The organism is Sphingomonas morindae, assembly GCF_023822065.1.
Classification (GTDB): domain Bacteria; phylum Pseudomonadota; class Alphaproteobacteria; order Sphingomonadales; family Sphingomonadaceae; genus Solisphingomonas; species Solisphingomonas morindae.
In genome coordinates this window covers 408,547-433,782 of the sequence record NZ_CP084931.1, presented here as the reverse complement: position 1 = coordinate 433,782, position 25,236 = coordinate 408,547, and the positions used below count along the sequence as shown (strand labels likewise).

The following is a 25,236-nucleotide window of genomic DNA, read 5'->3' as shown; positions in this document are numbered from 1 at the left end:
TCATGACGCGTACCGGTAAGATGCGGGGCCGGCGGACTTCCGTCAGCCGGGAGAAGAATTTTTCGGAACGATCCGCCAGCCGCCCGGCACGCGGTCGACACGGCCGCCGACCATCGCCGCGCCGGCGCGGGCGAAGCCCTCGAGATCGTCGGTCTGGAACCAGCCGACCACGCGGCGCGCGGCGAGGCGTTCGTCAACCACCAGCTGATCGTCATGATAGCGGTTGAACTCGGCGGCGGCGGCGGCGAGGCTGGTGTCGTCGAGCACGATCCGCCCCTCGCGCCAGGCGAGGCGGCGATCGCTCGCGCCCGGCGCCAGCGCGGCGATCGCCACGCCATCGGCGCCGATCCGCGCCTGATCGCCGGCCGCCAGCAGGCGCGGCGCGGCGCCCGGCGCGGTGATCCGCACCACGCCCTCGGTCACCGTCACCTCCGTGGCGTCGCCGTCGCGGCGGACATCGAAGGCGGTGCCCACCGCCTCGATCTCGGCATCGCCCGCGCGCACCACGAAGGGCCGCGCGCGGTTGTGCGCGACCTGGAACCAGGCCTCGCCGCGCGCCAGCGCGATCGCGCGGCGTTCCGGCCGGAAGGCGACGACGAGCCGGCTGCCGCTGTTCACCACCGCCACCGAGCCGTCGTCGAGCGGCAGATGGCGGATCTCGCCGATCGCGGTGGTGATGCGGCGGCCGCGCGGCCAGGCGCGCCAGCCCAGGGCCGCGACCAAGGAGGCGGCGAGCGCGCCGCCGCCGAGGCGCAGCGCGGCGCGGCGATCGGGCCGGGCGATCGCGCCCGCGCCCGCGCCCGCTTCGGGCTCGGCCTCGCCGCCGGAGAGCGCGCGGCCGCGATCCAGCAGGCTCATCGCCGCCTGGGCGCGCAGCAGGGCGCCGCGATGCCGGCCATCGGCGGCCAGCCAGCTTTCCAGCGCGGCGCGTTCGGCGGCGCTCAGGCCCCGGTCCAGCCGCGCGACCCAGAGACAGGCGCGTTCGTCAATCATGATGCTCTCGCAGCTGGGGGCGGGCGGGACGGCGGCGGGTGCGGCGCGGCAGCTCGGCGCGTTCCTCGGCGGTCATCGCGTCGAGCACGCGCCGCAGCCCGCGCGCCACCTCATTCTCGACGACATGCTCGGTCAGCCCCAGCCGCTCGGCGATCTCGCGCTGGGCGAGGCCGTCGATCTTGCGCCAGCGCAGGATCTGGCGCGCGCGGTCGGGCAGGCCGGCGATCAGCGCCTCGACCCGGGCGAGCGCGCGCCGGCCGGCGACGATCCGCTCGGGCGAGACGCTGTCCTCGGCCAGCGCGGTCTCGAACTCGGCGAGGCCGCTCGCCGTGTCGATCGCCACCACGCGCGTGCGGCGCACCTGCTCCAGCACCACGTTGCGCGCGGTGCGGAAGAAATAGCGGCGCGGATCGTCGATATGATCGACCGCGTCGAGCGCGGCGAGGCGGCAATAGGCCTCCTGCACCACATCGTCGATATCGGCCTGGGGGAAGGCGGCGCGCAGCCAGCCGCGCAGCTCGCGTTCATGGGGCAGCACATGCCGCCCCACCCAGCCGATCAACCGCTTGTTCGCGTCCATCCACACCTCTGGCCAAGCAGATGCACCGGAAAGACTTTTCCGTCACCCAGGCGGCGGCGCGCGGTCATGGAAAAGCGAGATGGCCGGCGATCCGCTCCTCGGAGGTGAAGGTGGAGGCGGGCAGGCCGGCGGCGTTGTAGAGCGCGCCCGGCGTCACATTGCTCCAATTGTACCGGACATAGACGGGCTCGGGGACGGCGCCCGTCACCACCACGCTGTCCTTCTCGATCCGGGCGGTGGCGGGCACGAAGCGATGGTCGGCGCCGGCGATCTCGAAGCCCGTCACGGGGGCGCCCCGGCTGGTCAGCCCCTCGCCATGGTCGAACCACACGCGCAGCCCGCCCGGCACCCCGCTCAGCTGGCGATAGAGCGGCGGCTGGTAGGCGATCGCCTCGCCATAAGCGAGGCCGCGCGCGGCGCGCGCCAGCCGCGCGGCCACGGTCTGCTTGTCGCTGGGATGGACATTGGTGGGATCGCCGACATCGGTCGTCACCGCCATGGCGGTGTTGGCGAGGCCGAGCGCGCGGCGCTGCGCGTCGCGCACCATGCCCCAATTCTCGCGCGGCGAATCGAAGCTGGAGATTTGCGCGAACAGGAAGGGGAAATCGCCCTGGCCGAAGCCATGGCGCCAGTCGGTGATCAGCCCCTGGAACAGATCGGCATAGAAGGGCGCGCGGTCGACCTTGCTGTTGGTCTCGCCCTGATACCAGAGCACGCCCTTGATCTGATAGCCGGTGAAGGGCGCGACCATGGCGTTGTACAGGCCGGCCGGCGTCCAGCTTTCCTGCGGCGGATGCCAGTCATGCGCGGGCACCGGGCGGCCGGCCTGGCGCGCGGCGGCGTCCTCGCGCGCCTCGGCGGCGAGCAGCGCGTCCTTGCGCGTCTCGTCCTCGGCAAGCCGCGCGCGGGCGGCGAAGGCGGGGAGCAGGCGCGGATCGGCGCCGAAGGCCTCCATCGAGACCCAGCTGTCCGCCGGCGTGCCGCCCCAGGCGGAATCGATCACGCCCACCGTCACATGCTCGCGCGCCGCGATCTCGCGGGCGAAGAAATAGCCGATCGCGGAAAAGCTCTTGGCCGTGTCCGGCGTGCTTGGCGTCCAGCCCGCCTCGATATCGTCGAGCGGGAAGGGGCTGCTGCGATGATCGATCCGCAGCAGCCGGATGCGCGGATTGCCGGCATGGGCGATTTCCTCCGCCGCATGGGCGACATGGGCCGAGGGCGGAAAGCCGGCCAGCGGCATCTCCATGTTGGACTGGCCCGAGGCGAACCACACATCGCCGATCATGATGTCGGCGAAATGGCGGCTGCCCTCGGCGCCGTCGCCGGTGATGGTGAGGTCATAGGGGCCGCCGGCGGGCTCGGGCATCAGCCAGCCGTCCCAGCGGCCCAGCCGGTCGGCGGTGGCGCGGCTCTGCTGCGTGTGGAGCGAAACCGTCACCTGCGCGCCCGGCGTCGCCCAGCCCCAGACATGGAGGGGCCGGTCGCGCTGCAGCACGGCATGATCGGAAAAGAGATGCGGCACGCGCAGCTCGGCCGCCGCAGGCGCCGAAAGCGCTGCCGCCAGCGCCGTGAACAGGCCGAATTTCATGCGTCCTCCCAAAGATTTGTTCTTGCAGACGCTAGCCGCGCCAGCGCCCCGCGCAAGGCTCAGCCGCGATAGCCGGGCGCCAGCGGCACGCGGAACACGCTGTCCGAGGCGGCCAGAAACAGCGCGCGGCCCATCTCGCCGATCGCGCAATTGGCGATGGCGCGGTCATGCGCGATGATCCCCAGCGGCTCGCCCTCGGGGCTGAGGATGGTGAGGCCGCCCGGCATGGCGCAGAACAGCGTGCCGTCGCGCGCCACCTTGAGGCCGTCGGGCAGGCCCGGGCCGCCGCGTCCGGGCATCGCCGCCTCGGCCACCAGCACGCGCCGGTCGCCCGCGCCGCCGCGCGCATCCAGCGTATACACCATCAGCCGCGGCGCCGCCGCATCCGACACCGAGACATAGAGACGCGTCTGGTCGGGCGAGAGGCCGATCCCGTTGGGCCGGGTCAGCGCCTTGTCGATCAGCACCGCCTCGCCGCCCGCGCGCCAGCGGTAGACGCCGTTCCACGCCAGTTCGCGCAGCGGCGAATGGTCCGGATCGACAAAGCCATAGGGCGGATCGGTGAAATAGAGCGCGCCGTCGCGCGCGACCGCGATGTCGTTGGGGCTGTTGAAGCGCCGGCCCTGGTAGCGATCCACCAGCACGGTGCGCGGGCCACGCCCGTCGATCGCGATCCGGTCCACCGAGCGGCCGCCGCTATTGGCGATCAGCAGCCGTCCGGCGGCGTCGCGCGCCAGCCCGTTCGATCCGGGCTCGCGCACCAGCGTGGGATCGGTGCCGCCGGCGCCCGAGGGCTGGAGCAGGATCTCGACGCCGCCGCCCGGCCGCCAGCGCCGCAGGATGTTGGCGGGCGGATCGGAGAGAAGCAGCGCGCCCGCCTCGTCGATCCAGAGCGGCCCCTCGGCCCAGGCGATCTTGTCCATCACCAGCGTCACCGGCGCGTCGGCGGCGAGGATGCGGTCGAGCCCGGCGGCGAGGCGGCGGATGCGGGGCCGCGTCGCGGCGGCGGGGGCGGCGGCGCGCACCGTGGCGGCGCCCGGCAGCAGCGCCGAAGCGGCCGCGGCGGCGATCAGCGACCGCCGGTCAAGTCCTTGATGCGCCATTCCATTCTCCCCGAACTCGGCTGGCCTCATGCCATGGCCGGGGCGACGAGGCCAGCGCCCTGCGCCTGACCTAGGTGAGTGCGACTCCCGCGCCGCGAGCCCAGCCTCCGGGCCTGTCGATGGAGACGATCATGCGCTTGAACCAGCACGACACCGCAACCGAGGATCGGATGCGTCGCGAGCTTTTGCAGCGGCGCGGCGCGCGCGCCGGCGAGGGTGGACGCCCCCCTGTCCGGCCGGCGGCGGCGGCGACGGCGGCGCCCGGCCCGCGCCCGGCGGCGGCGCAGGTGGAGGGCCCGCCGCCGCGCCCCGGGCGCTGACCGCCGGGCTCAGGCGGTGCGATAGCGCGCCAGCCAATGGGCATAGGGCGCGGGCAGCGTCCACGCCGCCTCCTCCAGCCCCAGCGTCCGCGCGGCGGCATAGGGCCAGTGCGGATCGGCGAGCAGCGGCCGGCCGAGCATCACCAGATCCAGCCGGTCTTCCGCGATCAGCTGCTCGGCCTCCTCGGCGCCGCTGATATACCAGCTGGTGGCGCCGGGCAGGCCGGTCTCGCGGCGCACCCGCGCGGCGATGTCCGCCAGGAAATGCGCGCCCCAGGGGATGGTCGCCTGCGGCGTCGAGAAGCCGATGCTGACATCGATGAAGTCGAGCCCGCCGGCCTTGAGCGCGCCCAGCAGCGCGATCGATTCGGCGAGCTGCGCCTCGTCGCGCCCGTCGAACTCGAGCACGCCGAAGCGCGCCGTCAGCGGCTTGTCCTGCGGCCACACCGCGCGCACCGCCGCCAGCGTCTCGCGCAGGAAGCGGCCCCGCGCCTCGGCGCTGCCGCCATAGCCGTCCGCGCGCTGGTTGGAATGGTCGGACCAGAAGCTCTGGGCCAGATAGCCATGGGCGAAGTGCAGCACCAGCCATTCAAAGCCGGCGTCGCGCGCGCGCGTGGCGGCGGCGACGAAATCGGCCTGGACGCGGGCAATATCCGCTTCGGTCATGGCCCGGGGCACGCGCGGCAGGCCACCGCCAAAGGCCAGGGCGGAGGGGGCGATCGGCTGCCAGGCGCGGGGATCGTCCTCGGGGATATGATCGTCGCCCTCCCAGGGGCGGTTGGCGCTGGCCTTGCGTCCGGCATGGCCGATCTGGATGCCGGGCACCGCGCCCCAGCGCTTGATCGCCGCGACGATCGGCCGCAGCGCCGCGCCCTGCGCGTCGGTCCACAGGCCGAGATCGCCCGGGGTGATGCGGCCCTCGGGCGAAACGCCGGTCGCCTCCACCACCACCAGCCCGGCGCCGCCGCGCGCGAGGCCTTCGTAATGGACGCGGTGCCAGTCGTTCACCAGCCCGTCTCCCTCGGCCATATATTGGCACATGGGCGAGACGGCGATGCGGTTGCGCAGCGTGACGGATTTGAGCGTGTAGGAAGAGAAGAGGGCGGACATGGAGCCTCCTTGGGGATCGACGCGCGTCCTACCAGTTTAATAGTTCGAATACCACCGTACAATAGCGCGACCGCGCGATCCGTGCTACGCCCGCGCGGGTGAGGACCATGCAGCACCCCGCGATCGAGACGGTCGGGCTCGATCTCCTGTTCCAGGCGCTCAGCGATCCGGTGCGCCTCGCCATCGTCGCGCAGCTCGCGGAGGGCGAGGCGAGTTGCGCCGCGCTCAACGGCGATCGCCCCAAATCGAGCATGTCGCACCATTTTCGCGTGCTGCGCGGCGCCGGGCTGGTCCATACGCGCACCGCCGGCACCAGCCATGTCAACACGCTGCGCCGTGCCGATCTCGATCGCCGCTTCCCCGGCCTGCTCGACGCCATCCTCGCCGCCTACGCCGCCGCCCCTCCCGCCGCGGCCGCCGCCTGAACCGGGGCGCAAGGCGTAACCCGCTCATCTCCCTAGTCGTTCGCCGGCGCCGACACAGTCCGCACGTCCCGGCGCCGCGCGCGCCAAAAGCAGATGCCCGGCCGCCAAGAAACTGCTATGCATCGCCCTCCATCAGCGGGGGGCTGGTTTGATGGCAACGATTGCGCTCGAAAACCGATCGACATGGCGCGGCGAACAGCGTTTCTTCGTCGCCTCGGCGATCATCATGACGCTGCTGGTCTTCGCCGGCTTCTCCTTCCAGCTGGCCATGGGACGGTCGAGCTTCCGCGTTCCCATCTTCCTCCATATCCACGCCTTCTTCTTCTTCGGCTGGACACTTCTCTATCTGGTGCAGACTCTGCTCGCCGGTTCCGATCGCCTCGCGCTGCACCGGCGGCTCGGCTGGATCGCGCTCGTCTGGATCCCCGCGATGCTGGTCATGGGCACCTATGTCACCATCGTCTCGGTCCGGACGCTGCACGTGCCCTTCTTCTTCCAGCCCGCCTATTTCACCGTGATGAACCCGCTCTCCCTCTATGTGTCCGCCGCGCTCGCCGCCGCGGCGATCGCGATGCGGCGCAGGACGCTGTGGCACCGCCGGCTGATGTTCTGCAGCATGTCGATCCTGCTCGCGCCGGCGATCGGCAGGCTCATCCCCAGCCCCTTGCTGATCCCCTTTACGGGCGAGGCGGTGTTCGGGCTGGCGCTGCTCTTCCCGCTCGCCGGCATGATCCACGACGCGCGCGCGCATGGCCGTATCCACCCCGCCTGGCGATGGGGCGTCGGGGCGATGCTGGCGATGGTGGTGGCCGCCAACGCGATCAGCTTCAGCCCGCTCGGGCCGGCCCTCTACCGCGCGGTCACCGCCGGATCACCCGGCGCGGCGCAGCCGCCGCTGGCCTTCCCGCCCCCGCCCTGGGCCAGGCCGGCGCCCCGCCTCTAGAGCCAGGCCGAGAGCAGCAGCACGAACACCAGCCCGAACAGCCCGACCAGCGTCTCCATCAGCGACCAGGAGCGGAAAGTGTCGCGCAGGCTGAGGCCGAAATATTCCTTGAACATCCAGAAGCCCGAATCATTCACATGGCTGCACATCAGGCTGCCCGCGCCGATCGCCAGCACCATCAGGCTGGGATCGACGCCGCTGCCCGCCAGCGCCGGCTGGATCAGCCCGGCGGCGGTCAGCCCCGCCACCGTCGCCGAGCCGAGCGCGACGCGGATCACGCAGGCCAGCAGCCAGCCGAGCAGCAGCGGCGAGACGGGCAGGCCGATCAGCCCCGCCGCCAGGCTCTTGTCGGCGCCGCTCTCGACCAGCACCTCCTTGAGCGCGCCCGCGCCCGCGATGATCAGCAGGATCGGCGCGATGTCGCGGATCGCGGCGGTGAAGCCCTCCATCATCGCCGCCAGCGACAGGCCCGAGGCGGGGCCGAGCGCGGCCATGGCGACGAGGATGGCGACGAGCAGCACAATGTCCGGATGGCCGAGAAAGGCGATCGCCGCCTGGGTGCCGGGCGCCAGCGGCAGCGCCGCCAGCGCGGTCGCGCCCGCGATCAGCACCACCGGGAGCAGCGCGCAGGCGAAGCTCGCCACCAGCCCCGGCAGCGGCCGCGCCTCGGCCTCGGCCGCCGCGCCGCCCGCCTCGGTCAGCCCCGCCACCGGCCCGGCGGGCGCGATCCGCTTAAGGGTCATCGCGAAGAGCGGTCCGGCGATCGCCAGCGTCGGCACCCCCACGATCAGGCCCAGGATCAGCGTCCGGCCGAAATCCGCATGGAATTGCGCGACCAGCGCGGTCGGCGAGGGATGGGGCGGGAGAAAGCCGTGCGCGATCGAGAGCCCGGCGAGCAGCGGCACTCCGACATAGACGGCGGGCAGCCCCGCGCGCCGCACCACCGAGAAGATCAGCGGCACCATCAGCACGAAGCCGACATTGTAGAACAGCGGAATGCCCACCAGCAGCCCCGTCGCCGCCATCGCCAGCGGCAGGCGCGGCTGGCCGAACAGGGCGATCAGCGCATCGGCGATGCGCCGCGCCGCGCCGCTGTCGGCGATCAGCCGGCCGAACAGCGCGCCCAGCACGATCAGCACCACGATCGGGCCGATCATGTCGCCAATGCCCTTCTCGATCGCGGCGGGAATATGGGCGGGGGGAATGCCGAGCAGCAGCGCCGCCAGCGTCGCGGCGAGCACGAAGGCGATGAAGGGCGGCGCGCGCACCCCCACCACCAGCAGCACCAGCAGCCCGATCGCCGCGCCGATCGCCCCCACTATCACCTAGTCCGTCTCCCGATGCCTGGCGGGGGTGCATGACAAGCGCCGCCGCCGCCCGCAAGCCGGACCGTGGTCCCGGGTGCTCAGCCCGGGCGGCGCGGGCGATACCGCCGTGCCAGCGCCATGGCGCCGCCGATCAGCGCGCCCGCCGCCGCCAGCCCCGCCTGCAGCGCCCAGAAGCGCGCGGGGCCGAGCGGCGCATAGAATCGCGCCAGCCAGCCGGCCGCCAGATTGGCGACGAACAGGCCGGCATAGGCCAGCCCCATCAGCGTCGCCGTCGCGCGGGCCGGCGCCGCGCGTGAAACCTCCGCCAGCAGCACCGGCATGACGAACAGATAGCCGGTCGAGGCGAGCAGGAAATAGCCGAAGGGCCAGAAGGCGCCGAGGCGGTGCGCGCCGCCGCTCGCGGCGGCGAGCGCGGTGAGCAGCAGATCGGCCGCCGCCAGCAGCGCGCAGCCGGTCGCGATCCGCGCGGCGGCGCCCGGCGCGCGGCCCCGCGCCGCCTGCGCCTTCACGAGCGCCAGCACCAGCGGCGTCGCCGCCATCGTCACCAGCCCGTCGCTCGCCAGATACCAGGCGATCGGCACGTCATGGCCGCCCACGCGCCGGTCCACCGCCTCGGCCACCCACAGGGGCAGCATGGCATAGCCCTGGCCGAACGGGATATTGTAGAGCAGGGCGAGCGCCATCAGCGCGATCAGCCCGGCGATGCGCCGGCCATCGCCCGCCGCGCCGATCGGCGGCCGCCGCGCCGGCGCGGGGCGGCGCGGCGCGTCGGGCGGCAGCGCGCGGCCGCCGAGCCGGTAGACGGCCAGCCCGATCAGCATCGCGACACCGGCGGCGCCGAAGCCGGCATGGCTGCCGGCGGCGGCGGCGATCGCGCCGCACAGCAGCGGGCCGGCAAAGGCGCCGGCGTTGATGCCGAGGTTGAAGAGCAGGAAGGCGCGCTCGCGGCGCGGATCGGCGGCCGGGTAGAGCGCGCCCAGCTGGGTGGCGATATTGCCCTTGAGGCACCCCGAGCCGAGGATCAGCAGCCCCAGCCCGATCAGCACGCCGGCGGGCGCGATCAGCAGCATATGCCCCGCCGCCATCAGCAGCGCGCCCAGCGTCACCGTGGCGCGGCGCCCCAGCCAGCGGTCGCCGATCGCCCCGCCCGCCAGCGGCGTGAGATAGACGAGCCCGGCATAGAGGCCGAAGATCTGCGCCGCCAGCGCCGCGTCGGGCAGCGGGCCCGCCACCGCGCCGATCGCGCGGCGCAGCGTCGCCAGCCCCAGCACGCGCGCGTCCTGCCGCGCCGGCAGCAGCTCGGTGGCGAGGTAGAGCAGCAGCAGCGCCTGCATGCCGTAGAAGGAGAAACGCTCCCATGTCTCGGTCAGCGCCAGCACGGCAAGGCCCGGCGGGTGGCCCCCGGCGGGCGCCGGGGCGGGGAGCGGGGAGGCCGCCCGGGCCTCTGGCGCGACGTGCGTCATGGCGATATATCGTATACGGACCGCCGCCACGGTCAAGCGTCGGCGCCGCCCGAGCGCGCCGGCGCTGATGCTGATTAAGACAAGATCATAGCCACTTAGCTTGGCAGCGGCGGCGGACCTGCTAGGATGGCACAAAAGCGCCGGCCATTCGGCGCGCAAGGGGTGTGGCGTGCAGCGGCCGGGGCCGGATCAGTGATCGCGTTCGATTGGTCGCACACCCCGCTCGGCCCCGTCGAGCATTGGTCCGAGCCGCTGCGCGCCGCCGTCACCGACGCGCTGCGCGATCGCCGGGTCGCCACCACCCCCAGCCCCGCCGCCGCGCTCGATGCGCTGTTCAGCGCCGCGCCGCTCGGCCTCGCCATCTGGGATCGCGATCTGCGCTTCGTGCGCGTCAATGCCAGCCTCGCGGAGATGAACGGCCTCAGCCCCGAGGCGCATATCGGCCGCACGCCCAAGGAGCTTCTGCCCGGGATCGAGGGGCTCGACGCGCTGATGGCGCGCTGGCGCGAGATCCTCGCCACCGGCGAGGCCTGGCACGATGTCGAGGTCTTCGGCCAGACCCCGGCCGCGCCCTCGCGCGCGCGCAGCTGGACCGAGCATTTCTTCCCGATCCGCTCGGGCGCGGAGATTGTCGGCATCGGCGCGGTGGTGGAGGAGACGACCGAGCGCCGGCGCATGGAAGCCGCGCTCCGCGCCAGCGAGGCGCGGCTGCGCGATTTCGCCGAGGCGTCGTCGGACATTCTGTGGCTGCGCAATGTCGAGACGCGCGAGTTCGAGTTTCTCGGCGCGCCGCTGCGCAAATTGTTCGGCGAGGATGCCGGCGGCGGCGACGTGTCCGATCCCGCGCGGATCGAGGCGATCATCGAGGCCATCGTCGCCGAGGATCGCGCCGCCGCCGCCGATGCGATCCGCGAGGTGCGCCAGGGCCATCAGCGCACGCACAGCTTTCGCGTCCGCCTGCCCGGCCGCACCGGCACGCGCTGGTTCCGCAACACCGCCTTTCCGCTGCGCGACGCCGATGGCGTGGTCCGCCGCATCGGCGGCATCACCCAGGATGTCACCGAGGAGCGCGAGACGGCGCAGCGGCTGCAGATGCTGATCGGCGAGCTTCAGCACCGCACGCGCAACCTGATGGGCGTGGTGCAGGCGATCGCCGAGAGCACGCTGGCCTCGAGCACGGGGCTCGAGGCGTTCGCCGCCAGCTTCTCGGCGCGGATCGCAGCGCTGTCGCGCGTGCAGAATCTCCTCTCCCGGCTCGAGGGGCTGGAGCGGATCGGCTTCGACGAGCTGCTCCGCTCCGAACTCAGCGCCTTCGGCGCGCTGCCCGAGGAGGATGGCCGCGTCTCGCTGGATGGTCCGCCGGCGGTGGCGCTGCGCTCCAGCGGCATCCAGACGCTCGCGCTCGCGCTCCACGAGCTTATCACCAACGCCACCAAATATGGCGCGCTCAGCCAGCCCGGCGCGCGGCTCGCCATCGCCTGGCAGCTGCTCCGGCCGGCCGGCGACACCCGCGCCTGGCTGCGCATCAGCTGGACGGAGCGCGGCGTGCGCATTCCCGATCATGCCGGCCGCAGCGGCCAGGGCCGCGAGCTGATCGAGGAGGCGGTGCCCTATCAGCTGGGCGCGCGCGTCCAGTTCGGCTTCGCCGCCGACGGGCTGCGCTGCGTCATCGAGCTGCCGCTCTCGCGCGCCGCCACCGCGCCGGATGCGCCGGCATGAGCGCGCTCGCCGGGGTGCGCGTGCTGATCGTGGAGGATGAGTTCATCCTCGCGCGTCAGATGTCGCGCGCGCTTGTCGAGCAGGGCGCGGAGGTGATCGCGGCGGCCCCCTCGGTGGCGGCGGCCCTGTCCTGCCTCGCCGCCGGCCCGGCGCCCGATGTCGCGGTGCTCGATGTCAATCTCGCGGGCGAGCCGGTCTATCCCGTCGCCGATGCGCTCGCCCTGCGCGCCATCCCCTTTCTCTTCGCCAGCGGCTATGATCCCGAGGAGCGCGATCCCCGCCATCGCGATGCGCCGCACCTCCAGAAGCCGCTGGTGCTGATGGCCCTGGTGCGCCGCCTCGCCGCCCTGGTCGGCCGGGGCTGAGCCGCCACGCCCGCGGCGCCCGGGCGCCAGGCGGCGCTCAGGCCGGCGCAGTCGGGGCCTGGGTCGCGGTCGGGGCGGCGGGGGCGATCAGCCGCGCCAGCCCCGTGCCCCACAGCATCGCCGCCGCGCCCAGCCCCACCGCCAGCGGCCGCATCGGCGCGGGCAGCGCGAAGCCGATCAGGCCGATCAGCATCAGCCCCAAGCCCGTGGCATAGTAGAGCCGCACCGGCAGCGCGCGCGCGAGCGGCAGGAAATGCGCGCCCACGATCAGCGCCACCACGGGGAAGAGCGCGTCGCGATGGTGCAGGCGCGGCAGGAGCATGGCGGCGGCGGCGATGGCCGCGCCCTCCACCAGGCTCCAGCGCGCGATCGTCCGGCCGCGCTGCGGCGTGCCCTGGGTCGCGGGCTGGGGGCGCGCATGCGCGGCGGCGAGGATCAGCAGCGAGATCAGCACGGGCACCGCCAGCGCGATCGGCGGAAAGCCCGCCGCGTGCAGCCCCGCCACCGCCCAGCCGGTCGCGAAGATCGCCATCACCCAGAAGCCGCCGCGCATCCCATTCCCCCCGGAATTGTGCCCGGGGGGTGAGATGGCGGCCGCAATCCTATTCGTCAAGCCGCGATATAATCGTGCTTTTCGAGTGGCTTAGAGCGTCGGACCGGGCTCGCTGGCATCCACGTTGGTGGAGGCCACGCCGTAATAGCTTGAGACCCGGTCGGCATAGGCCTGGTTGAAGTCCGGCGCGTTGTTCGCCCAGCTCGGCCCGCCTTCCAACACCCGCCGATCGGTCGTGACGACATAATCGTCGGCCGCGCCGTCATAGCGCATCAGCTCGAAGGGCAGTGGGTAGAAGCTCTTGTTCATGCCCAAAAAGCCGCCGATCGCGAGGATCGCGAAGCGGGTCTGGCCGGCGCGCTTGTCGATCATCAGCGCATGCACGCTGCCCAGCGCGTCGCCGTCGCGGGTGCGCACCTTGAGCCCGTCGGTGCGGGCATTGACGAGCAGGCTGGTGGGTTCGCTGGTGGCGTCCATGGTCTCTCGCGGGTTAGAAGGGTCGGGGGGCGGGGGTCAGCGCACCGGCTCGGCGGCGCCGGTCACGGCACGCCCGGCCGACGACACGTCCTTGCCGGCGCCGGCCACGGTGTTACACCCGGCGAGCAGCGCGGGCGCGAGCATGAGGCCGAGGGTGAGCATCTTGGTCTTGCGCATCTTCAATCTCCTTGATCTGTGAAAAGCGCGAGCCGGCGGAGGGTTGCATGAGCGTGGACGGATCGGGCCAGGAACGGCGGGCGGCGGCGGATGGCGTGCCGCCGATCGCGGAATCGGTGCGGCGCTACGAAGCCTGGCTGGCGGCGCAGCTGCCGGGCGCGGTGGTCGCGGCCGATCTCGCCGCCAAGCATGATCGCATGCGCGAGGGTGCCTTTCCCTTTCTGCGCGCCAGCTATTGGCGCTGGGCGGAACGCGCGCCGACGCTGCTGCCCGAGCTGATGACCGCGCCCCCCATCCTCGCCATCGGCGACACGCATCTCGAGAATTTCGGCACCTGGCGCGACGCCGAGGGGCGCCTGGTCTGGGGCGTCAATGATTTCGACGAGGCGGCGGTCATGCCCTATCCGCTCGATCTGGTCCGCCTCGCCGTCTCCGCGCTGCTCGGCCACGGCTCCGGCTCGGCGGGGCCGGTCTGCAAGGCGATCTGGCAGGGCTATGCCGAAGGGCTGGCGGCGCCGGCGCCGGTGATCCTCGAGCGCGACCATGGCTGGCTGCGCGAAGCCATCCTCCTGCCCGAAAAGGCGCGCGCCAAATGGTGGGCGCGGCTCGACCGCGCCGACGAGCCGGTGCCGCCGCACTACCGCGCGGCCCTCGCCGCCGCCATGCCCGAGCCCGGCCTCGCCTTCGCCGCCTTCGCGCGTACCGCCGGCACCGGCAGTCTCGGCCGCCCGCGCTATGCCGCGCTCGCGCTGTGGCGCGGCGCGCCGGTGGTGCGCGAGTGCAAGCCGATCCTGCCCTCCGCCTGGACGCAATTCGCCGAGGCGCGCACCGAGCCGCCGCGCGCGGCGGCGATCGCGGGCGCCGCCACCCGCGCGGTCGATCCCCATTACCGCGTCGCGGATGGGCTGGTGGTGCGCCGCCTCTCGCCCAACAGCCGCAAGGTCGAGGTCGGCGATGCCGGCGATCTGCTCTTCTCGGCGCCGATGCTGCGGCTGATGGGCGCCGAGATCGCCTGCTGCCACGCCGGCGATGCCGCGCGCCTCGAGGCGGTGCGCGCCGATGTCGCGGGCCGCGATGCCGATTGGCTGCGCGCGCCGGTGCGCGCGGCGGCGGCGGCGCTGCGGACCGATTTCGAGGATTTCGCCTGACCGGCGCCGCCCCCCCGCGTGCCTTCGCATTCTCATGTGTTCGCAACCACTTGGCAGAAGGCGCGCGGGCGCGCAGGATGATCCCCGCAGCCGCGCCACGCGGCCAAGGGGAGAGGCGGAGGATGCGATCAGGCGCGCGGCCGGACTGGATGCTGCTGCTCGGCGCGGGGCTGATCGCCGCCGCGCCGCCGCCGCCGATCATGGAGCGGATCGCGCCGCCCTATCGCGATGCGCCGGAGATGGCGCCGCGCGCCACCGCGCCGCGCGGCGTGCTGCGTAGCTTCCTGATGCGATCCGAGGAGAGCCGCCTCTTTCCGGGCATCCGCCAGCGCGACAGCGAGGCGACCCGCCGCCGCGACCCCTATGGCAATCGCGTCGCCGCGCCGCTCGCCGACACCTCGGTGCCGGGGCCCTATCGCCGCGAGGTCTTCGTCTATATTCCGGCGGGCTATCGGCCCGGCGTGGCGGCGCCGCTGCTGGTGGTGCAGGACGGGCGCGATTATGCCGCCCGCGTCGCCGCCGCGCTCGACGGGCTGATCGCCGCGCACCGGGTGCCGCCGATCGTGGCGGTGATGATCCAGTCCGGCGGGGGCGATGCGCAGGGCTCAGAGCGCGGGCTCGAATATGACAGCGTCTCGCCGCGCTACGCCGAATTCGTGCAGCAGGAGGTGCTGCCGCGCGTTACCCGCCTCTATGGCGTGCGCTTCACCGACGATCCCGCCGGGCGCGCCACCATGGGCGGCAGTTCGGGCGCCGCCGCCGCCTTCACCATGGCCTGGTTCCACCCCGAATGGTTCGGCAAGGTGCTGAGCTATTCGGGCACCTTCGTGAACCAGGCGTCGCCGCCCGATCCCGCGACCCCGCACGGCGCCTGGGACTATGCCGCGCGGCTCGTGCCGGGCCAGCCGCGCAAGCCGATCCGCATCTGGATGGAAGTGGGCGAGCGCGATCTCCACTGGCAGGATCCGGAGGAGACCTACCATAATTGGCCGCTCGCCAATGCCCGGCTGGTATCGGCGCTGCGCGCGCGGGGCTATGACGTGCGCGCGCTGCTCGCCGCCGATGCCGGCCATGTCGATGGCGATGTGATCGCGCAGACCCTGCCCGATGCGCTGGCCTGGCTGTGGCGCGATTATCCGCGCGGGGCGGGCGCATGAAGGCCGTGCTGCTGCTCGCCGCCGGCACGCTGGCCGGCGCCGCCCCGCCGCCGCCACCGGCGCCGCCCGCCGCCGCCGCCGCGCCGATCGTGCGCGTGGCGCAGGGCCTGGTGCGCGGCACGGCGGCCGGCGGCGTGCTGCGCTTCAAGGCCATTCCCTATGCCGCCCCGCCCATCGGCGCGCGTCGCTGGCGGCCGCCGGCGCCGCCCGCATCCTGGCCGGGCGTGCGGGATGCCACGCGCTTCGGCCCGGTCTGCCCGCAGGCGCCGGTCGATTGGGCGGGCCATGATCTCGACTCCACGAGCGAGGATTGCCTCACCCTCAACATCTGGACCCCGCGCGCCCAGCCGGCGGCGCGGTTGCCGGTGATGCTGTGGCTGCACGGCGGCGGCTATACCGCCGGCGCCGGCTCGCAATCCACCTATGAAGGCACCGCGCTCGCGCGGCGCGGCGTGGTGATCGTGACGATCAACTACCGGCTCGGCGCGCTCGGCTATCTCGCCCATCCCGCGCTCAGCGCCGAGGCGGCGGATCATGTCTCCGGCAATTACGGGCTGCGCGATCAGATCGCCGCGCTCGCCTGGGTCCACGCCAATATCGCGCGCTTCGGCGGCGATCCCGCCAACATCACCGTGTTCGGCCAGTCCGCCGGAGGGGGCTCGGCGCTGCTCGTCACCACCGCGCCGGCGGCGCGCGGCCTGGTCGCCAAAGCGATCTTCGAAAGCCCCTCGGCGCTCGATCTGCCCGATGGCGCCAGCCCCGCCGCCGCGCGCGCCGCCGCCGAGGCCGCCGGCCTCGCCTTCGGACGGCGGCTCGGCGCCTCGACGGCGGCGGCGTTGCGCGCGCTGCCGGTGCGCGCGATCGTCGCCGCCAGCGTCACCGCGCCGCGCCGCGTCACCGCGCCCGGCATCGATGGCGTGCTGGTGCCCGGCGACATCACCGCGCGCTACCGGCAGGGGCGCGATCTCGGCGTGCCGATCCTGCTCGGCTGGAACAGCGACGAGGCGGCGCGCTTCGTGCCGCGCACCGGCGCCGCCGCCTTCGCCGCGCAGCTGCGCGCGCGCTTCGGGCCGCGCGCCGCCACCTGGGCGCGGCTTTATCCCGCCGCCGGCGCCGATGCCACCGCCGCCGCCCGCGCGCTGCTGAGCGATACCGATTTCGGCTGGCGCAGCTGGAGCGTCGCCGAGGCGCGGCGGCGCCCGGGCGCGGCGCCGGCCTGGCTCTACCAGTTCGACAATCCGCCCCCCGGCCTGGATGGCCGCCGCACGCCCGGCGCCATCCATTCGGACGAGCTTGGCTATGTCTGGGGCAATAACGATCCGGCCGGGCGCTGGCCCGCCGCCGATCGCGCGCAGGCCGAGCGGATGCAACGCTATTGGGTGCAGTTCGCCCGCACCGGCGATCCGAACGCGCCGGGGCTGGCGCGCTGGCCCGCCTATCGGGCGAACGGCGCGGCGCTGCTGTTCCGGGCGGGCCTGGCGCGGCCGGCCGCGCCGCTGGCGCTCGATCGGCTGCGTCGGCTCGACGCGCTGCTGCCGCCGCCGCGCTGATCCGGCGCGGCCGATGGCGGGTCCCCGGCCGCGCCGCCCACCCCCGATCGGAGCGGGCGGCGTGGCGCGGGGGTGCGCGCGTCAGATCTTCACGCGCGCGCCCACATAGAAGAAGCGGCCGACATTGTCGTAGATCGTATCGAAGTTATTATAGCCCGTTGCATTGCCGAGCAGCCCGAAGGGCGGCTTGCGATCGGTGGCATTGTCGACGCCGCCATACAGGCTGAAGCGCCGGTCCACCTGCACCGTGGCCCGGATATCATGGTAGAAGACATTCGGATAGTTCACGCGATCCGCATAATAGGGATCATAGGGCGTGCCATCCAGCCCGGCGACGACATGCTGCGTCTCGTAGCTGGCGATCGACTGTTTGCCGAGGAAGCGCAGCGTATAGCCGATCGTCACCTTCTTGTGCGTGTAGTCGGCGTTGGCGTTGAACTGGAACGCCGGCTGGCCGAGCGTGCCCTTGACCGGGCTGGGCCGGCTGGGATCGTCGACATAGGGATAGTCGGTGCGGAAGCGGTTCCAATTGCCGATGAAGCGCAGCGCGAGATTGTCGTCCGCGCCGAAGCGATGATTATAGGCGACATCGAGATCGATGCCCTTGGCGCGCTCGGCGGCGAAGTTGAGCGAGGATTGGAGCAGCGCCGGCTGCTGGAAGCTGCCATCCCCATTGCGCGGGTTGATGAGCGAACAAAAGGCGTTGCTCAGCGAGGCGGCGTCGTAGCAGCCGTTCAAAATGGTCTGCGCGTCGACCGAGGAGATGACCTGGTTGATCTTGATGTCGTAGTAATCGACCGTCACCACCAGGCCCGGGATCATGCGCGGCTGCAGGATCACGCCATAGGTCCAGCTGCGGGATTTCTCGACCTGCAGGTCGGGATTGCCGCCGGAGAGGATCTGCAGCCGGCTCGAGCGCGTGACCGCATTCTCGAAGCCCGCCGGAACGCCCGCCGCCGCGCAATTGGCCGCGCGGGTGCTCGAGCCCTTGTTGATGAAGTTGACGTCGCAGGGGTCGTCGACGCCCGCATAGTTGATCGAGTTGGAGGCGTAGAGATCGCCCAAGGTGGGCGCGCGGACCGAGCGTGAATAGTTCACGCGGAAGCGGACGTCCGACACGGGCGCATAGATGCCGCCGGCATTATAGGCGTAGACGGTGCCGGCCGAGCCCTTGAAGTCCGATACGCGCACCGCGCCGTTCAGCGACAGCTCGTCCACGAAGCGGATATTCTTGAGCACCGGCAGATCCAGCTCGCCATAGGCCTCCTTCACCGCGAAGGCGGGGGGCCGGAAGTCCGGAATGGCGTTGAGGAAGGTCTGCCCGCTCGAGACCAGCTCGTCATAGGCATAATGCGCCTTCTCGCGGCGATATTCGCCGCCGATCGAGAAGCGCACCGGGCCGCCCGGCAGCTCGAACAGCTGCGAGCTGTCGCCCGTGATGTTGGCGGTGATGTCGAGTTCGCTCGCCGCGCCGCGCCGGTAGGAGGTGGTGTTGAAATAGTCGAGCGCGGCCTGGCGCTGCGCCGCCGTCTGCTGGCTGCCGAACGCGCCGAGCAGGTCGATCGGCGCGCAGGCCGGATCGGTGACGCTGGCCTGATTGATGCGGCACACGATATCGCCGGCGGCGTTGCGCACCGCATCGATGGAATTGTAGAAATTCTGCTCGATGCGGTTGTTGTAGAAGGTGCTGCGGGTCTTCAGATGGCCGTAGTTGAAGGCCACGTCATAGTGCCAGTCGTCGTTGAACGTGCCCTGCGCACCCACCACGACCCGCCAGGTATCGCGCCGGTCCGCCTCGTCGCGCGTGCCGAGATCGACATTGTTGCGGTTGAGGTTGAAGTAGTTGGCGCCGGCCGGCAACAGCCCGCTGATGACGCTGCGCGCCTGCGGCGTGAGAAAGGCGTTGTCGAGCGCGATCGGCGTGTAGCTCAGATAGTTGGTGGGCGCGAAGGGGATGCCGTCCGCGTCCAGGCCCTGGTCGCCACCCTGCGAGAAGGTCGGCGTGCCCTGGTTGAAGCTCTGGGTGCGGACGAACTTCCCCTCGAAATAAGGGCGGAACGCCTCCGACACGTCGAAATGGCCAAGAATATTGGCGATGTAGCGCTTGTACGAGGGCTGGAGCGTGCCGGTGTTGTTCAGCGTCGAGCCGTCGCCGCCCAGCGTGTTGCCCGAGCCGACCGGCCGGAAATCGGTGCCGTAATTGGCCTCGCGCAGCGAGCCGTCCGAGTTGAACAGGAAGATGCGCGGGAAGCCGTTGGGCAGGCAGGCCGTGCTCGGCGCGCCCGCGCAGGAGCGGATGCTCGATCCGTTATAGGCGGTGAAATTGCCGCCATCGGCATAGCCGAGGCTGCGCACGCCCTGGAGGAAGACGCGATCCGGATTGGTGTTGTCGGCGGTGGGATCGTCGACCAGCTGGAACTGGCGCCGCCCGGCGAAGGCGCCGGTCAGGCCCGGCCGATCGGCATAGGTGACGAGGCTGGAGCTGTCATATTCGAACGAGCCGGCGATGTTGCCGCGCCCCTCGGCGAAATTCTTGCCGGCGGTGACGGACAGCTTGTAGTTGCCGCGATCATGGTGGCTGGAGACGCCGCCCTGCGCGTTGGCGCTGAGGCCGTCGAAATTCTGCTTGAGCACGAAGTTGACGACGCCGGCCATGGCATCGGAGCCATAGGCGGCCGAGCTGCCGCCCGTCACGACATCCACGCGATCCACCAGATCATTGGGGATGGTGTTGATGTCGACGAGGAACTCGCCTTCCTGCGAGGTGATGTGGCGATGCCCGTTGACGAGCACCAGCGTGCGCGACTGGCCGAGCGAGCGCAGATCGAGGATGTTGAGCCCCGAGGTGCCGATAAAGGCGGTGGAGCCGGCCTGGTTGAAGCTGGTGCTGAGCGCGGGCAGCCGCACCAGCGCGTCCCCGAGATTGGTGTTGCCGCTGCGCGTGAGATCGGCGGCGGACAGGGTGGTGACTGGGATCGGGGATCGCAGCGTCGGCCGCGCGATGTGCGATCCGGTGACGATGATCTCCTGATCGCGCCCGCTGGTCTCGGCCTGTTGCTGCTGCACGGCCGGCCCGGTGATCCCCGCCGCGACGCCGGGGGTCGATTGGGTCGGCGTCGTGCCGGCGGGCGCCGCCGGGGCAGGCGCATCCAGCGATTGCGGGTCCGGCGCCGGCGCCTGGGCGTGGACGACGACCGGCAGGACGAGCGGCAAGGCGGCGACGATCAGCCGCGCACGGCGGCCGAAACTTGAACGAAAACGCAACATGGCGGCTACTCCCTACGCAGTCCGCTCAAGCCATGAACCCTTGGCCTGCCCCCCAGCGGACGATGGGGGGACCGAAGCGCTTCATTCATCCTTCGTAAAGCTTATCCGGCACGGCTACGGAGCTTTGAACGAGGTGTGTTGCCGAAAAGCCACGAGGTTGACCGGATCCGCCGCGTCGGCGCTCCTCCGCGCGGCGGCGGCGGCGCGCGCACGCCCATCCGCACCGCTCGGGCCATCTCGCGCGTTGGCGCGCGGCAGCAGGAGATGGACATGACCGCACAGGATCGCAGCACCGCGCTTCGCCGCACGGCGGAGATGGCCGCGCTGTTCATGATCGGCGATGGGCTGCTCGGCCTCGCCCAGCCGCGCCGCCATGTCGATCTCTGGCGTTCGCGCAGCGCGGCGGTGGATGCGCTGGTCCGCCCCTTTGCCGGCAAGCCCGGGCGCCGGCGCCTCTATGGCGCGGTGCAGCTCGCCGCCGGTCTCGCGCTCGCTGCGCGATTGCGACCGCCGCGCTGATCGTCCGCAGCCTGCCCCAAAACCTTCCTCCTCCCAGCGCGAGACCGTGCGTGCCCGACAAGACGCTTACCCTGCTCATCGCCGAGACCGGCCCCGCCCAGGCGCGCGAGAAGCGGCGCCAGTCCGTCGGCCGCAGCGCCGGCGAAACCTATGAAGCGCAGCTGGCGGCGATCGCGCCCGACGCGCGGCTGATCCGCGTCGCGCCCACCGATGGCGACGCCGCCCTGCCGCCGGGCCTGGGGCTGGACGCCGTGGATGGCGTGCTGCTCACCGGCTCGCCGCTCCATCTCTACGAGGACCGCCCGGAAAACCGCCGCGTCATCGACTTCATGCGCGCCGTCTTCGCGTCCGGCACGCCCAGCTTCGGCTCGTGCGCGGGGCTCCAGATCGCCACCGTCGCCGCCGGCGGGCGGGTGCGGGCGATGGCGGCGCGGCGCGAGGCGGGCTTCGCGCGCCGCATCCACCCCACCGCCGAGGGGCGGGATCATCCCCTGCTCGCGGGTCGTCCGCCGGCCTTCGATGCGCCCGCCATCCATGGCGACGAGGTGGAGGCGCTGCCCGAGGGCGCCGTGCTGCTCGCGTCCAACGGCGTCAGCACCGTCCAGGCGGCCGCGATCCGGTGCGGCGCGGGGCTGTTCTGGGGCGTGCAATATCATCCCGAGATCAGCCTGTTCGAGGTGGCGGCCGCGCTCCGGCGCGAGGCCGGGACGCTGATCGAGCAGGGGCTGGCGCGCGGTCCGGCGGCGGTGCGCGCGCACGCCGCCTGGATCGAGGCGCTGCACCACGCACCCGATCGCGCCGATCTCGCCTGGCGGCTCGGTCTCGACGCCGAAGTCACCGATCCGCGCCGCCGCAGCATCGAGATCCGCAACTTTCTCGAGCATCTCGTCCAACCCGTCCGCCAGCGACGGGGCCGGGGCTAGCGGCTATCCGGGCGGGGCCGTGCCCGAACAGCAGAGGCAATGCAGCCTCAAGCGACAGACGATTATTGATCCTGATGAATAAACCGTGCGCGATCGGCAAGCGGAGGACTTTCTCGGGAAAGACCAGATCCATCTATTAACGCAACCGGCAAGCCTCTATTGCAGGCCACTACGCCGAGTCGTGGGCAGCACGACCGGGAGAGGGAGGCTTGGGCATGCGCAGGACGTTGGTTGCGGTATTGCTGGCGGGGTGCATGATCTCGGCGCAGGCGCAGGCCGCCGCGCTCCGGCTCGGCCCGGCGCAGACGCTCGAGGCGCCGGGCCTCAGCGTGATCGTCGATCAGAACCAGTTCAGCCCGATCTTCTTCGACGAGAAGAATGCCGGCATCCAGATGGTGCTGCACGGCGATCGCATCGCCACCGACGGCGCTTTGCGGCTGAGCCCCACCCCCGAACAATGGAGCCCGGTGCCGCTCTTCGTCAGCCGCACGCTCGGCGCGGCGCCCGACCAGATCGTGGTGCGCTCGGCCTTCAAGGAGGAGAAGCTCGGCTACAAGGTGACGGTGACGGCCGAGGGCGAGGGGTTCCGCATCGCGGTCGATCTCGATGCGCCGCTGCCGCCGGCGCTTGCGGGCAAGGCCGGCTTCAACCTCGATTTCCTGCCGACCGCCTATTTCGGCAAGACCTATCTGCTAGACGACGCGCCCGGCCTGTTCCCGCGCCACCCGACCGGCCCGATGGCCAAGGACGGATCGGGCGATCCGCTGCCGCTGGCGGCGGGCGGCCACAGCATCACGCTCGCCCCCGAGGATCCGGCGACGCGCGTCACCATCACCTCGGACGCCGCGCCGCTGGCGCTCTACGATGCGCGGGCGCGCGCGCAGAATGGCTGGTTCGTGGTCCGCTCGCTGATCGAGGCCGGCGCCAAGGACAATGCCGTGGTGTGGCACGTGCGCCCGCATCGCATCCCCGGCTGGGTGCGGCCCCCGGTCGTCTCCTACAATCAGGCGGGCTATACACCCGATCGCGCCAAGGTGGCGCTGATCGAGAGCGATCCGAACGACAAGGCGCCCGCCGAGGCGGAGCTGGTGCGGCTTGCGGCGGATGGCAGCCGTCAGCCGGTGCTGCGCGCCCGCGTGCAGCCGCGCGGCCGGTGGATGCGCTACGATTATGCCGCCTTCGATTTCTCGAGCGTGCGCGCGCCCGGCATCTATGCGATCCGCTATGGCGCCACCACCACGGCGCCGTTCCGCATCGCCGCCGATGCCTATGCCCATATCTGGCAGACATCGCTCGACAGCTTCCTCGCCGAGCAGATGGATCATGTCGGCGTGCGCGAGCAGTACCGCGTCTGGCAATCGCCCTCGCATCTCGACGATGCGCGCCAGGCGCCGCCCAACCACATCCATTTCGACGGCTATAAGATGGGGCCTTCGCTGGATTCGCCGTTCAAGGCGGGCGAGCATATTCCCGGCCTCGCGGTGGGCGGCTGGCAGGATGCCGGCGATTACGACATCCAGACCCCGGACAATGCCTGGGTGGTGCGCGATCTCGTCTGGGCGCGCGAGATGTTCGGGCTCGATTGGGACGAGACCAGCGTGGACGAGGCGGCGCGGGCGGTGGAGATCCGCAAGCCCGACGGCGTGCCCGACGCGATCCAGCAGATCCGCCACGGCACGCTCCAGCTGCTCGCCCAGTACAAGGTGTTCGGCCACGCCATTGTCGGCATCATCGATCCGGTGCAGCGGCAATATGCGCATCTGGGCGACGCCGGCTCGCAAACCGATGGCCGGCTCTACGATCCGTCGCTGCCGGCCAATGCGGTAAGCGGCGATCGCTCGGGCAAGCCCGACGATCGCTGGGCCTTCACCACCGATCTTCCGGCCAATGATCTCTATGTCGCGGGCGCGCTGGCGGGCGCGAGCCGCGCGCTGCGCGCCAGCGATCCCGCCATGGCCGAGGAGGCGCTCGCCGCCGCGCGCACGCTCTGGGCCAAGCAGCAGGATCGGCTGGTGGACAGCGCGGCCGCGCGCGACAATGCCTTCGCGCCGCGCGCGCCCGATGTCGCCGATGTGATGGCAACGGTGGAGCTGATCCTCGCCACCAAGGGCGAGCCGCTCTACACGCGCCGGCTGACCGCGCTGATGCCCGTGGTGGCCAAGCATTTCGACTGGGTGGGCGCGGCGGCGGTGCGCGCCTTGCCCTTCATGGGCGCCGAGTATCGCGCGGCGCTGGCGCCGCTGGCGCGCGCGGTGAAGGAGAAGGTGGATCGCGATCTCGCCGCCAATCCCTTTGGCGTGCCGATCAGCCTGGGCAGCTGGGCAGGCTCCAACCAGGTCGCCACCTTCGCGACCGCCATGTACATGCTGCACACGGCCTTCCCGGACATTGTCGGCCCGGACTACACGCTCAACGCGCTCGATTATATCCTGGGACGGCACCCGGCCAACGCGCTGTCGCTCGTCTCCACCGTCGGCACCCAGTCCAAACTGATCGGCTATGGTCATAATCGGGCCGATTACAGCTTCATTCCGGGCGGAATGGTGCCGGGCGTGATCGTGATCAAGCCCGATTTCCCCGAACTCAAGACCGACTGGCCGTTCCTGTGGTTCGAGAATGAATATACGGTGAGCACCACCTCCGCCTATATCCTGGCCGCCAACGCGGCGATCAGCCTCACCCAGACGCCGGCCGCCGCACCGGGCGCGGGCGCCGCCCGGTAACGCCGGACCGCGCCGCCCTCGTGCGGCGCGGACCCGATGCGCGCGGCATCGGGCCGGCGGCGTGACAGGACGGGCGCCGCCGACCGGCTCGCACCGTCCGCCGATCGCGTCCGCCGAGAAGGGCGGCGCCAAGCAGATCCAGAGCATCGCCGCGCGTCAACGCTTCGGCTTTCACCCTCGGCCCCCGTAAGAGGGCTTGCCGACGGCGCCGGCTTGCGGCACCGATCCCTAGACAATGGTCTAAATCAGCGGGGATGGTGATGCAGCACTCGCAAAAATCGCCGATCCGGCTCTAACCGGCAAAAAGATGGTTTACTCGCTATCATCGGTTCATGGCGATTGATCTTGAGCAAGAGTAATGACTGACATAAGTAAGGACCGGCCGGTGGCGCCCCCAAGCCTGGCAGGGGACGAGCGCGAGACCGCCCGCCGGCTTGCCACGGCGCGCGCCTGGTTGCGCGCCAACCGCATCGTCGGTGACTTTATCGGTTGGGAAATGACCGGCAATGCCGCCTGGTCGATGCTGCTGGAACTCTATATCCACACATATTCCGCGGCGCGACCGCTGGGCGTTTCGGATGTCTGCCGTGCCTCGGGCGCGCCGATGACGACGGCGCTGCGCTGGATCGCGGCGCTGGAGACCGCCGACATGGTGCGGCGCCAGCCCGATCCGCGCGATGCGCGCCGCTCGCACGTGCTGCTGCTGGAAAAGGCCTTGTGGAAAATCCATCAGGCGCTCGACGCCGCCGCCGAAAGCGATCGCCGGCTCGGGCTGGAGCGGCTCTCTCTGTCGCACTGAGCGTGG

At 71.6% G+C, this 25,236-nt stretch carries 23 protein-coding genes; 12 read left to right on the top strand and 11 right to left on the bottom strand.

The genetic code is table 11. The features are described 5' to 3' along the window. Positions 1-42: 42 nt before the first annotated feature. The 4 genes from LHA26_RS18630 to LHA26_RS18615 form a co-directional block, all read right to left on the bottom strand. Complete coding sequence (locus LHA26_RS18630; protein WP_252168588.1) at positions 43-993, bottom strand: FecR family protein; 951 nt, start codon at positions 991-993, stop codon at positions 43-45. After that, positions 986-1,573, bottom strand: a complete 588-nt coding sequence (locus LHA26_RS18625) for an RNA polymerase sigma factor (RefSeq protein ID WP_252168587.1) — start codon at positions 1,571-1,573, stop codon at positions 986-988. The genes LHA26_RS18630 and LHA26_RS18625 overlap by 8 nt, the downstream gene beginning before the upstream one ends. 64 nt (positions 1,574-1,637) lie before the next feature. Beyond that, entirely contained in the window at positions 1,638-3,161 is a 1,524-nt protein-coding gene (locus tag LHA26_RS18620) for a sialate O-acetylesterase (protein WP_252168586.1), read from the bottom strand. Positions 3,162-3,220: 59 nt separating this feature from the next. After that, a complete protein-coding gene (locus LHA26_RS18615) occupies positions 3,221-4,264 on the bottom strand; it encodes an SMP-30/gluconolactonase/LRE family protein (protein WP_252168585.1) in 1,044 nt (347 codons plus the stop codon). Positions 4,265-4,395: 131 nt separating this feature from the next. On the opposite strand from LHA26_RS18615, the gene LHA26_RS18610 reads away from it, so the two are divergent. Beyond that, positions 4,396-4,584 carry a hypothetical protein gene (locus LHA26_RS18610; protein WP_252168584.1) on the top strand — a complete coding sequence of 63 codons (189 nt, stop codon included), beginning with the start codon at positions 4,396-4,398 and terminating at the stop codon, positions 4,582-4,584. A gap of 9 nt (positions 4,585-4,593) precedes the next feature. Here the strand turns inward: LHA26_RS18610 and LHA26_RS18605 are convergent, their stop codons facing one another. After that, a complete protein-coding gene (locus LHA26_RS18605) occupies positions 4,594-5,694 on the bottom strand; it encodes an NADH:flavin oxidoreductase/NADH oxidase (protein ID WP_252168583.1) in 1,101 nt (366 codons plus the stop codon). A gap of 107 nt (positions 5,695-5,801) precedes the next feature. On the opposite strand from LHA26_RS18605, the gene LHA26_RS18600 reads away from it, so the two are divergent. Both LHA26_RS18600 and LHA26_RS18595 read left to right on the top strand, forming a co-directional pair. Then, positions 5,802-6,119 (top strand): ArsR/SmtB family transcription factor, encoded by a 318-nt coding sequence (locus LHA26_RS18600; RefSeq protein ID WP_252168582.1) that lies wholly within the window; start codon positions 5,802-5,804, stop codon positions 6,117-6,119. A gap of 151 nt (positions 6,120-6,270) precedes the next feature. Next, positions 6,271-7,062, top strand: a complete 792-nt coding sequence (locus LHA26_RS18595; RefSeq protein WP_252168581.1) for a hypothetical protein — start codon at positions 6,271-6,273, stop codon at positions 7,060-7,062. On the opposite strand, the gene LHA26_RS18590 is transcribed toward LHA26_RS18595, so the two are convergent. Continuing rightward, on the bottom strand, positions 7,059-8,387 hold the full coding sequence (locus tag LHA26_RS18590) for a GntP family permease (RefSeq protein ID WP_252168580.1): 1,329 nt from the start codon (positions 8,385-8,387) through the stop codon (positions 7,059-7,061). The genes LHA26_RS18595 and LHA26_RS18590 overlap by 4 nt on opposite strands. Positions 8,388-8,467: 80 nt before the next feature. Beyond that, positions 8,468-9,853, bottom strand: coding sequence for an oligopeptide:H+ symporter (locus LHA26_RS18585; protein WP_252168579.1), 1,386 nt, complete (start codon positions 9,851-9,853; stop codon positions 8,468-8,470). 192 nt (positions 9,854-10,045) lie between these two features. On the opposite strand from LHA26_RS18585, the gene LHA26_RS18580 reads away from it, so the two are divergent. Then, positions 10,046-11,572: a sensor histidine kinase gene (locus LHA26_RS18580; RefSeq protein WP_252168578.1), complete on the top strand. Its 1,527-nt coding sequence runs from the start codon at positions 10,046-10,048 to the stop codon at positions 11,570-11,572. Further along, the gene (locus tag LHA26_RS18575) at positions 11,569-11,937 is read left to right on the top strand and encodes a response regulator (RefSeq protein ID WP_252168577.1); all 369 of its coding nucleotides are present in this window, start codon (positions 11,569-11,571) and stop codon (positions 11,935-11,937) included. The genes LHA26_RS18580 and LHA26_RS18575 overlap by 4 nt, the downstream gene beginning before the upstream one ends. A 37-nt stretch (positions 11,938-11,974) precedes the next feature. Here the strand turns inward: LHA26_RS18575 and LHA26_RS18570 are convergent, their stop codons facing one another. The 3 genes from LHA26_RS18570 to LHA26_RS18560 all read right to left on the bottom strand — a co-directional run bounded on the left by LHA26_RS18570 (position 11,975) and on the right by LHA26_RS18560 (position 13,144). Next, complete coding sequence (locus tag LHA26_RS18570) at positions 11,975-12,490, bottom strand: hypothetical protein (protein WP_252168576.1); 516 nt, start codon at positions 12,488-12,490, stop codon at positions 11,975-11,977. Between the two features lie 90 nt (positions 12,491-12,580). Continuing rightward, positions 12,581-12,967, bottom strand: a complete 387-nt coding sequence (locus LHA26_RS18565) for a PRC-barrel domain-containing protein (protein ID WP_252168575.1) — start codon at positions 12,965-12,967, stop codon at positions 12,581-12,583. 36 nt (positions 12,968-13,003) lie between these two features. Continuing rightward, on the bottom strand, positions 13,004-13,144 hold the full coding sequence (locus tag LHA26_RS18560; protein ID WP_252168574.1) for an entericidin A/B family lipoprotein: 141 nt from the start codon (positions 13,142-13,144) through the stop codon (positions 13,004-13,006). Positions 13,145-13,191: 47 nt separating this feature from the next. Here LHA26_RS18560 and LHA26_RS18555 point away from each other — a divergent pair, with 47 nt between their 5' ends. From LHA26_RS18555 to LHA26_RS18545, 3 genes are all read left to right on the top strand, one after another. After that, positions 13,192-14,292: a DUF2252 family protein gene (locus LHA26_RS18555; RefSeq protein ID WP_252168573.1), complete on the top strand. Its 1,101-nt coding sequence runs from the start codon at positions 13,192-13,194 to the stop codon at positions 14,290-14,292. 122 nt (positions 14,293-14,414) lie between these two features. Further along, entirely contained in the window at positions 14,415-15,449 is a 1,035-nt protein-coding gene (locus LHA26_RS18550) for an alpha/beta hydrolase (protein ID WP_252168572.1), read from the top strand. Next, a complete protein-coding gene (locus LHA26_RS18545; protein ID WP_252168571.1) occupies positions 15,446-16,999 on the top strand; it encodes a carboxylesterase/lipase family protein in 1,554 nt (517 codons plus the stop codon). The genes LHA26_RS18550 and LHA26_RS18545 overlap by 4 nt, the downstream gene beginning before the upstream one ends. Before the next feature lie 81 nt (positions 17,000-17,080). On the opposite strand, the gene LHA26_RS18540 is transcribed toward LHA26_RS18545, so the two are convergent. Continuing rightward, positions 17,081-20,266 carry a TonB-dependent receptor domain-containing protein gene (locus LHA26_RS18540; RefSeq protein ID WP_252168570.1) on the bottom strand — a complete coding sequence of 1,062 codons (3,186 nt, stop codon included), beginning with the start codon at positions 20,264-20,266 and terminating at the stop codon, positions 17,081-17,083. Between the two features lie 270 nt (positions 20,267-20,536). On the opposite strand from LHA26_RS18540, the gene LHA26_RS18535 reads away from it, so the two are divergent. The 4 genes from LHA26_RS18535 to LHA26_RS18520 all read left to right on the top strand — a co-directional run bounded on the left by LHA26_RS18535 (position 20,537) and on the right by LHA26_RS18520 (position 25,230). After that, positions 20,537-20,785: a hypothetical protein gene (locus LHA26_RS18535; protein ID WP_252168569.1), complete on the top strand. Its 249-nt coding sequence runs from the start codon at positions 20,537-20,539 to the stop codon at positions 20,783-20,785. A 50-nt stretch (positions 20,786-20,835) separates the two neighbouring features. Continuing rightward, positions 20,836-21,708, top strand: coding sequence for a type 1 glutamine amidotransferase (locus LHA26_RS18530; RefSeq protein ID WP_252168568.1), 873 nt, complete (start codon positions 20,836-20,838; stop codon positions 21,706-21,708). 215 nt (positions 21,709-21,923) lie between these two features. After that, positions 21,924-24,431, top strand: a complete 2,508-nt coding sequence (locus LHA26_RS18525) for a glycoside hydrolase family 9 protein (protein WP_252168567.1) — start codon at positions 21,924-21,926, stop codon at positions 24,429-24,431. 358 nt (positions 24,432-24,789) lie between these two features. Next, positions 24,790-25,230, top strand: coding sequence for a helix-turn-helix domain-containing protein (locus LHA26_RS18520; protein ID WP_252168566.1), 441 nt, complete (start codon positions 24,790-24,792; stop codon positions 25,228-25,230). Positions 25,231-25,236: the final 6 nt, after the last annotated feature.

What these genes read in the sequence shown, in the direction of transcription:
- LHA26_RS18525 (WP_252168567.1), top strand. Translation starts at nt 21,924, where the DNA reads ATGCGCAGGACGTTGGTTGCGGTATTGCTGGCGGGGTGCATGATCTCG.
- LHA26_RS18610 (WP_252168584.1), top strand. Translation starts at nt 4,396, where the DNA reads ATGCGCTTGAACCAGCACGACACCGCAACCGAGGATCGGATGCGTCGC.
- LHA26_RS18565 (WP_252168575.1), bottom strand. Translation starts at nt 12,967, where the DNA reads ATGGACGCCACCAGCGAACCCACCAGCCTGCTCGTCAATGCCCGCACC.
- LHA26_RS18550 (WP_252168572.1), top strand. Translation starts at nt 14,415, where the DNA reads ATGCGATCAGGCGCGCGGCCGGACTGGATGCTGCTGCTCGGCGCGGGG.
- LHA26_RS18615 (WP_252168585.1), bottom strand. Translation starts at nt 4,264, where the DNA reads ATGGCGCATCAAGGACTTGACCGGCGGTCGCTGATCGCCGCCGCGGCC.
- LHA26_RS18570 (WP_252168576.1), bottom strand. Translation starts at nt 12,490, where the DNA reads ATGCGCGGCGGCTTCTGGGTGATGGCGATCTTCGCGACCGGCTGGGCG.
- LHA26_RS18600 (WP_252168582.1), top strand. Translation starts at nt 5,802, where the DNA reads ATGCAGCACCCCGCGATCGAGACGGTCGGGCTCGATCTCCTGTTCCAG.
- LHA26_RS18605 (WP_252168583.1), bottom strand. Translation starts at nt 5,694, where the DNA reads ATGTCCGCCCTCTTCTCTTCCTACACGCTCAAATCCGTCACGCTGCGC.
- LHA26_RS18545 (WP_252168571.1), top strand. Translation starts at nt 15,446, where the DNA reads ATGAAGGCCGTGCTGCTGCTCGCCGCCGGCACGCTGGCCGGCGCCGCC.
- LHA26_RS18520 (WP_252168566.1), top strand. Translation starts at nt 24,790, where the DNA reads ATGACTGACATAAGTAAGGACCGGCCGGTGGCGCCCCCAAGCCTGGCA.
- LHA26_RS18575 (WP_252168577.1), top strand. Translation starts at nt 11,569, where the DNA reads ATGAGCGCGCTCGCCGGGGTGCGCGTGCTGATCGTGGAGGATGAGTTC.
- LHA26_RS18555 (WP_252168573.1), top strand. Translation starts at nt 13,192, where the DNA reads ATGAGCGTGGACGGATCGGGCCAGGAACGGCGGGCGGCGGCGGATGGC.
- LHA26_RS18630 (WP_252168588.1), bottom strand. Translation starts at nt 993, where the DNA reads ATGATTGACGAACGCGCCTGTCTCTGGGTCGCGCGGCTGGACCGGGGC.
- LHA26_RS18560 (WP_252168574.1), bottom strand. Translation starts at nt 13,144, where the DNA reads ATGCGCAAGACCAAGATGCTCACCCTCGGCCTCATGCTCGCGCCCGCG.
- LHA26_RS18585 (WP_252168579.1), bottom strand. Translation starts at nt 9,853, where the DNA reads ATGACGCACGTCGCGCCAGAGGCCCGGGCGGCCTCCCCGCTCCCCGCC.
- LHA26_RS18535 (WP_252168569.1), top strand. Translation starts at nt 20,537, where the DNA reads ATGACCGCACAGGATCGCAGCACCGCGCTTCGCCGCACGGCGGAGATG.
- LHA26_RS18540 (WP_252168570.1), bottom strand. Translation starts at nt 20,266, where the DNA reads ATGTTGCGTTTTCGTTCAAGTTTCGGCCGCCGTGCGCGGCTGATCGTC.
- LHA26_RS18595 (WP_252168581.1), top strand. Translation starts at nt 6,271, where the DNA reads ATGGCAACGATTGCGCTCGAAAACCGATCGACATGGCGCGGCGAACAG.
- LHA26_RS18620 (WP_252168586.1), bottom strand. Translation starts at nt 3,161, where the DNA reads ATGAAATTCGGCCTGTTCACGGCGCTGGCGGCAGCGCTTTCGGCGCCT.
- LHA26_RS18625 (WP_252168587.1), bottom strand. Translation starts at nt 1,573, where the DNA reads ATGGACGCGAACAAGCGGTTGATCGGCTGGGTGGGGCGGCATGTGCTG.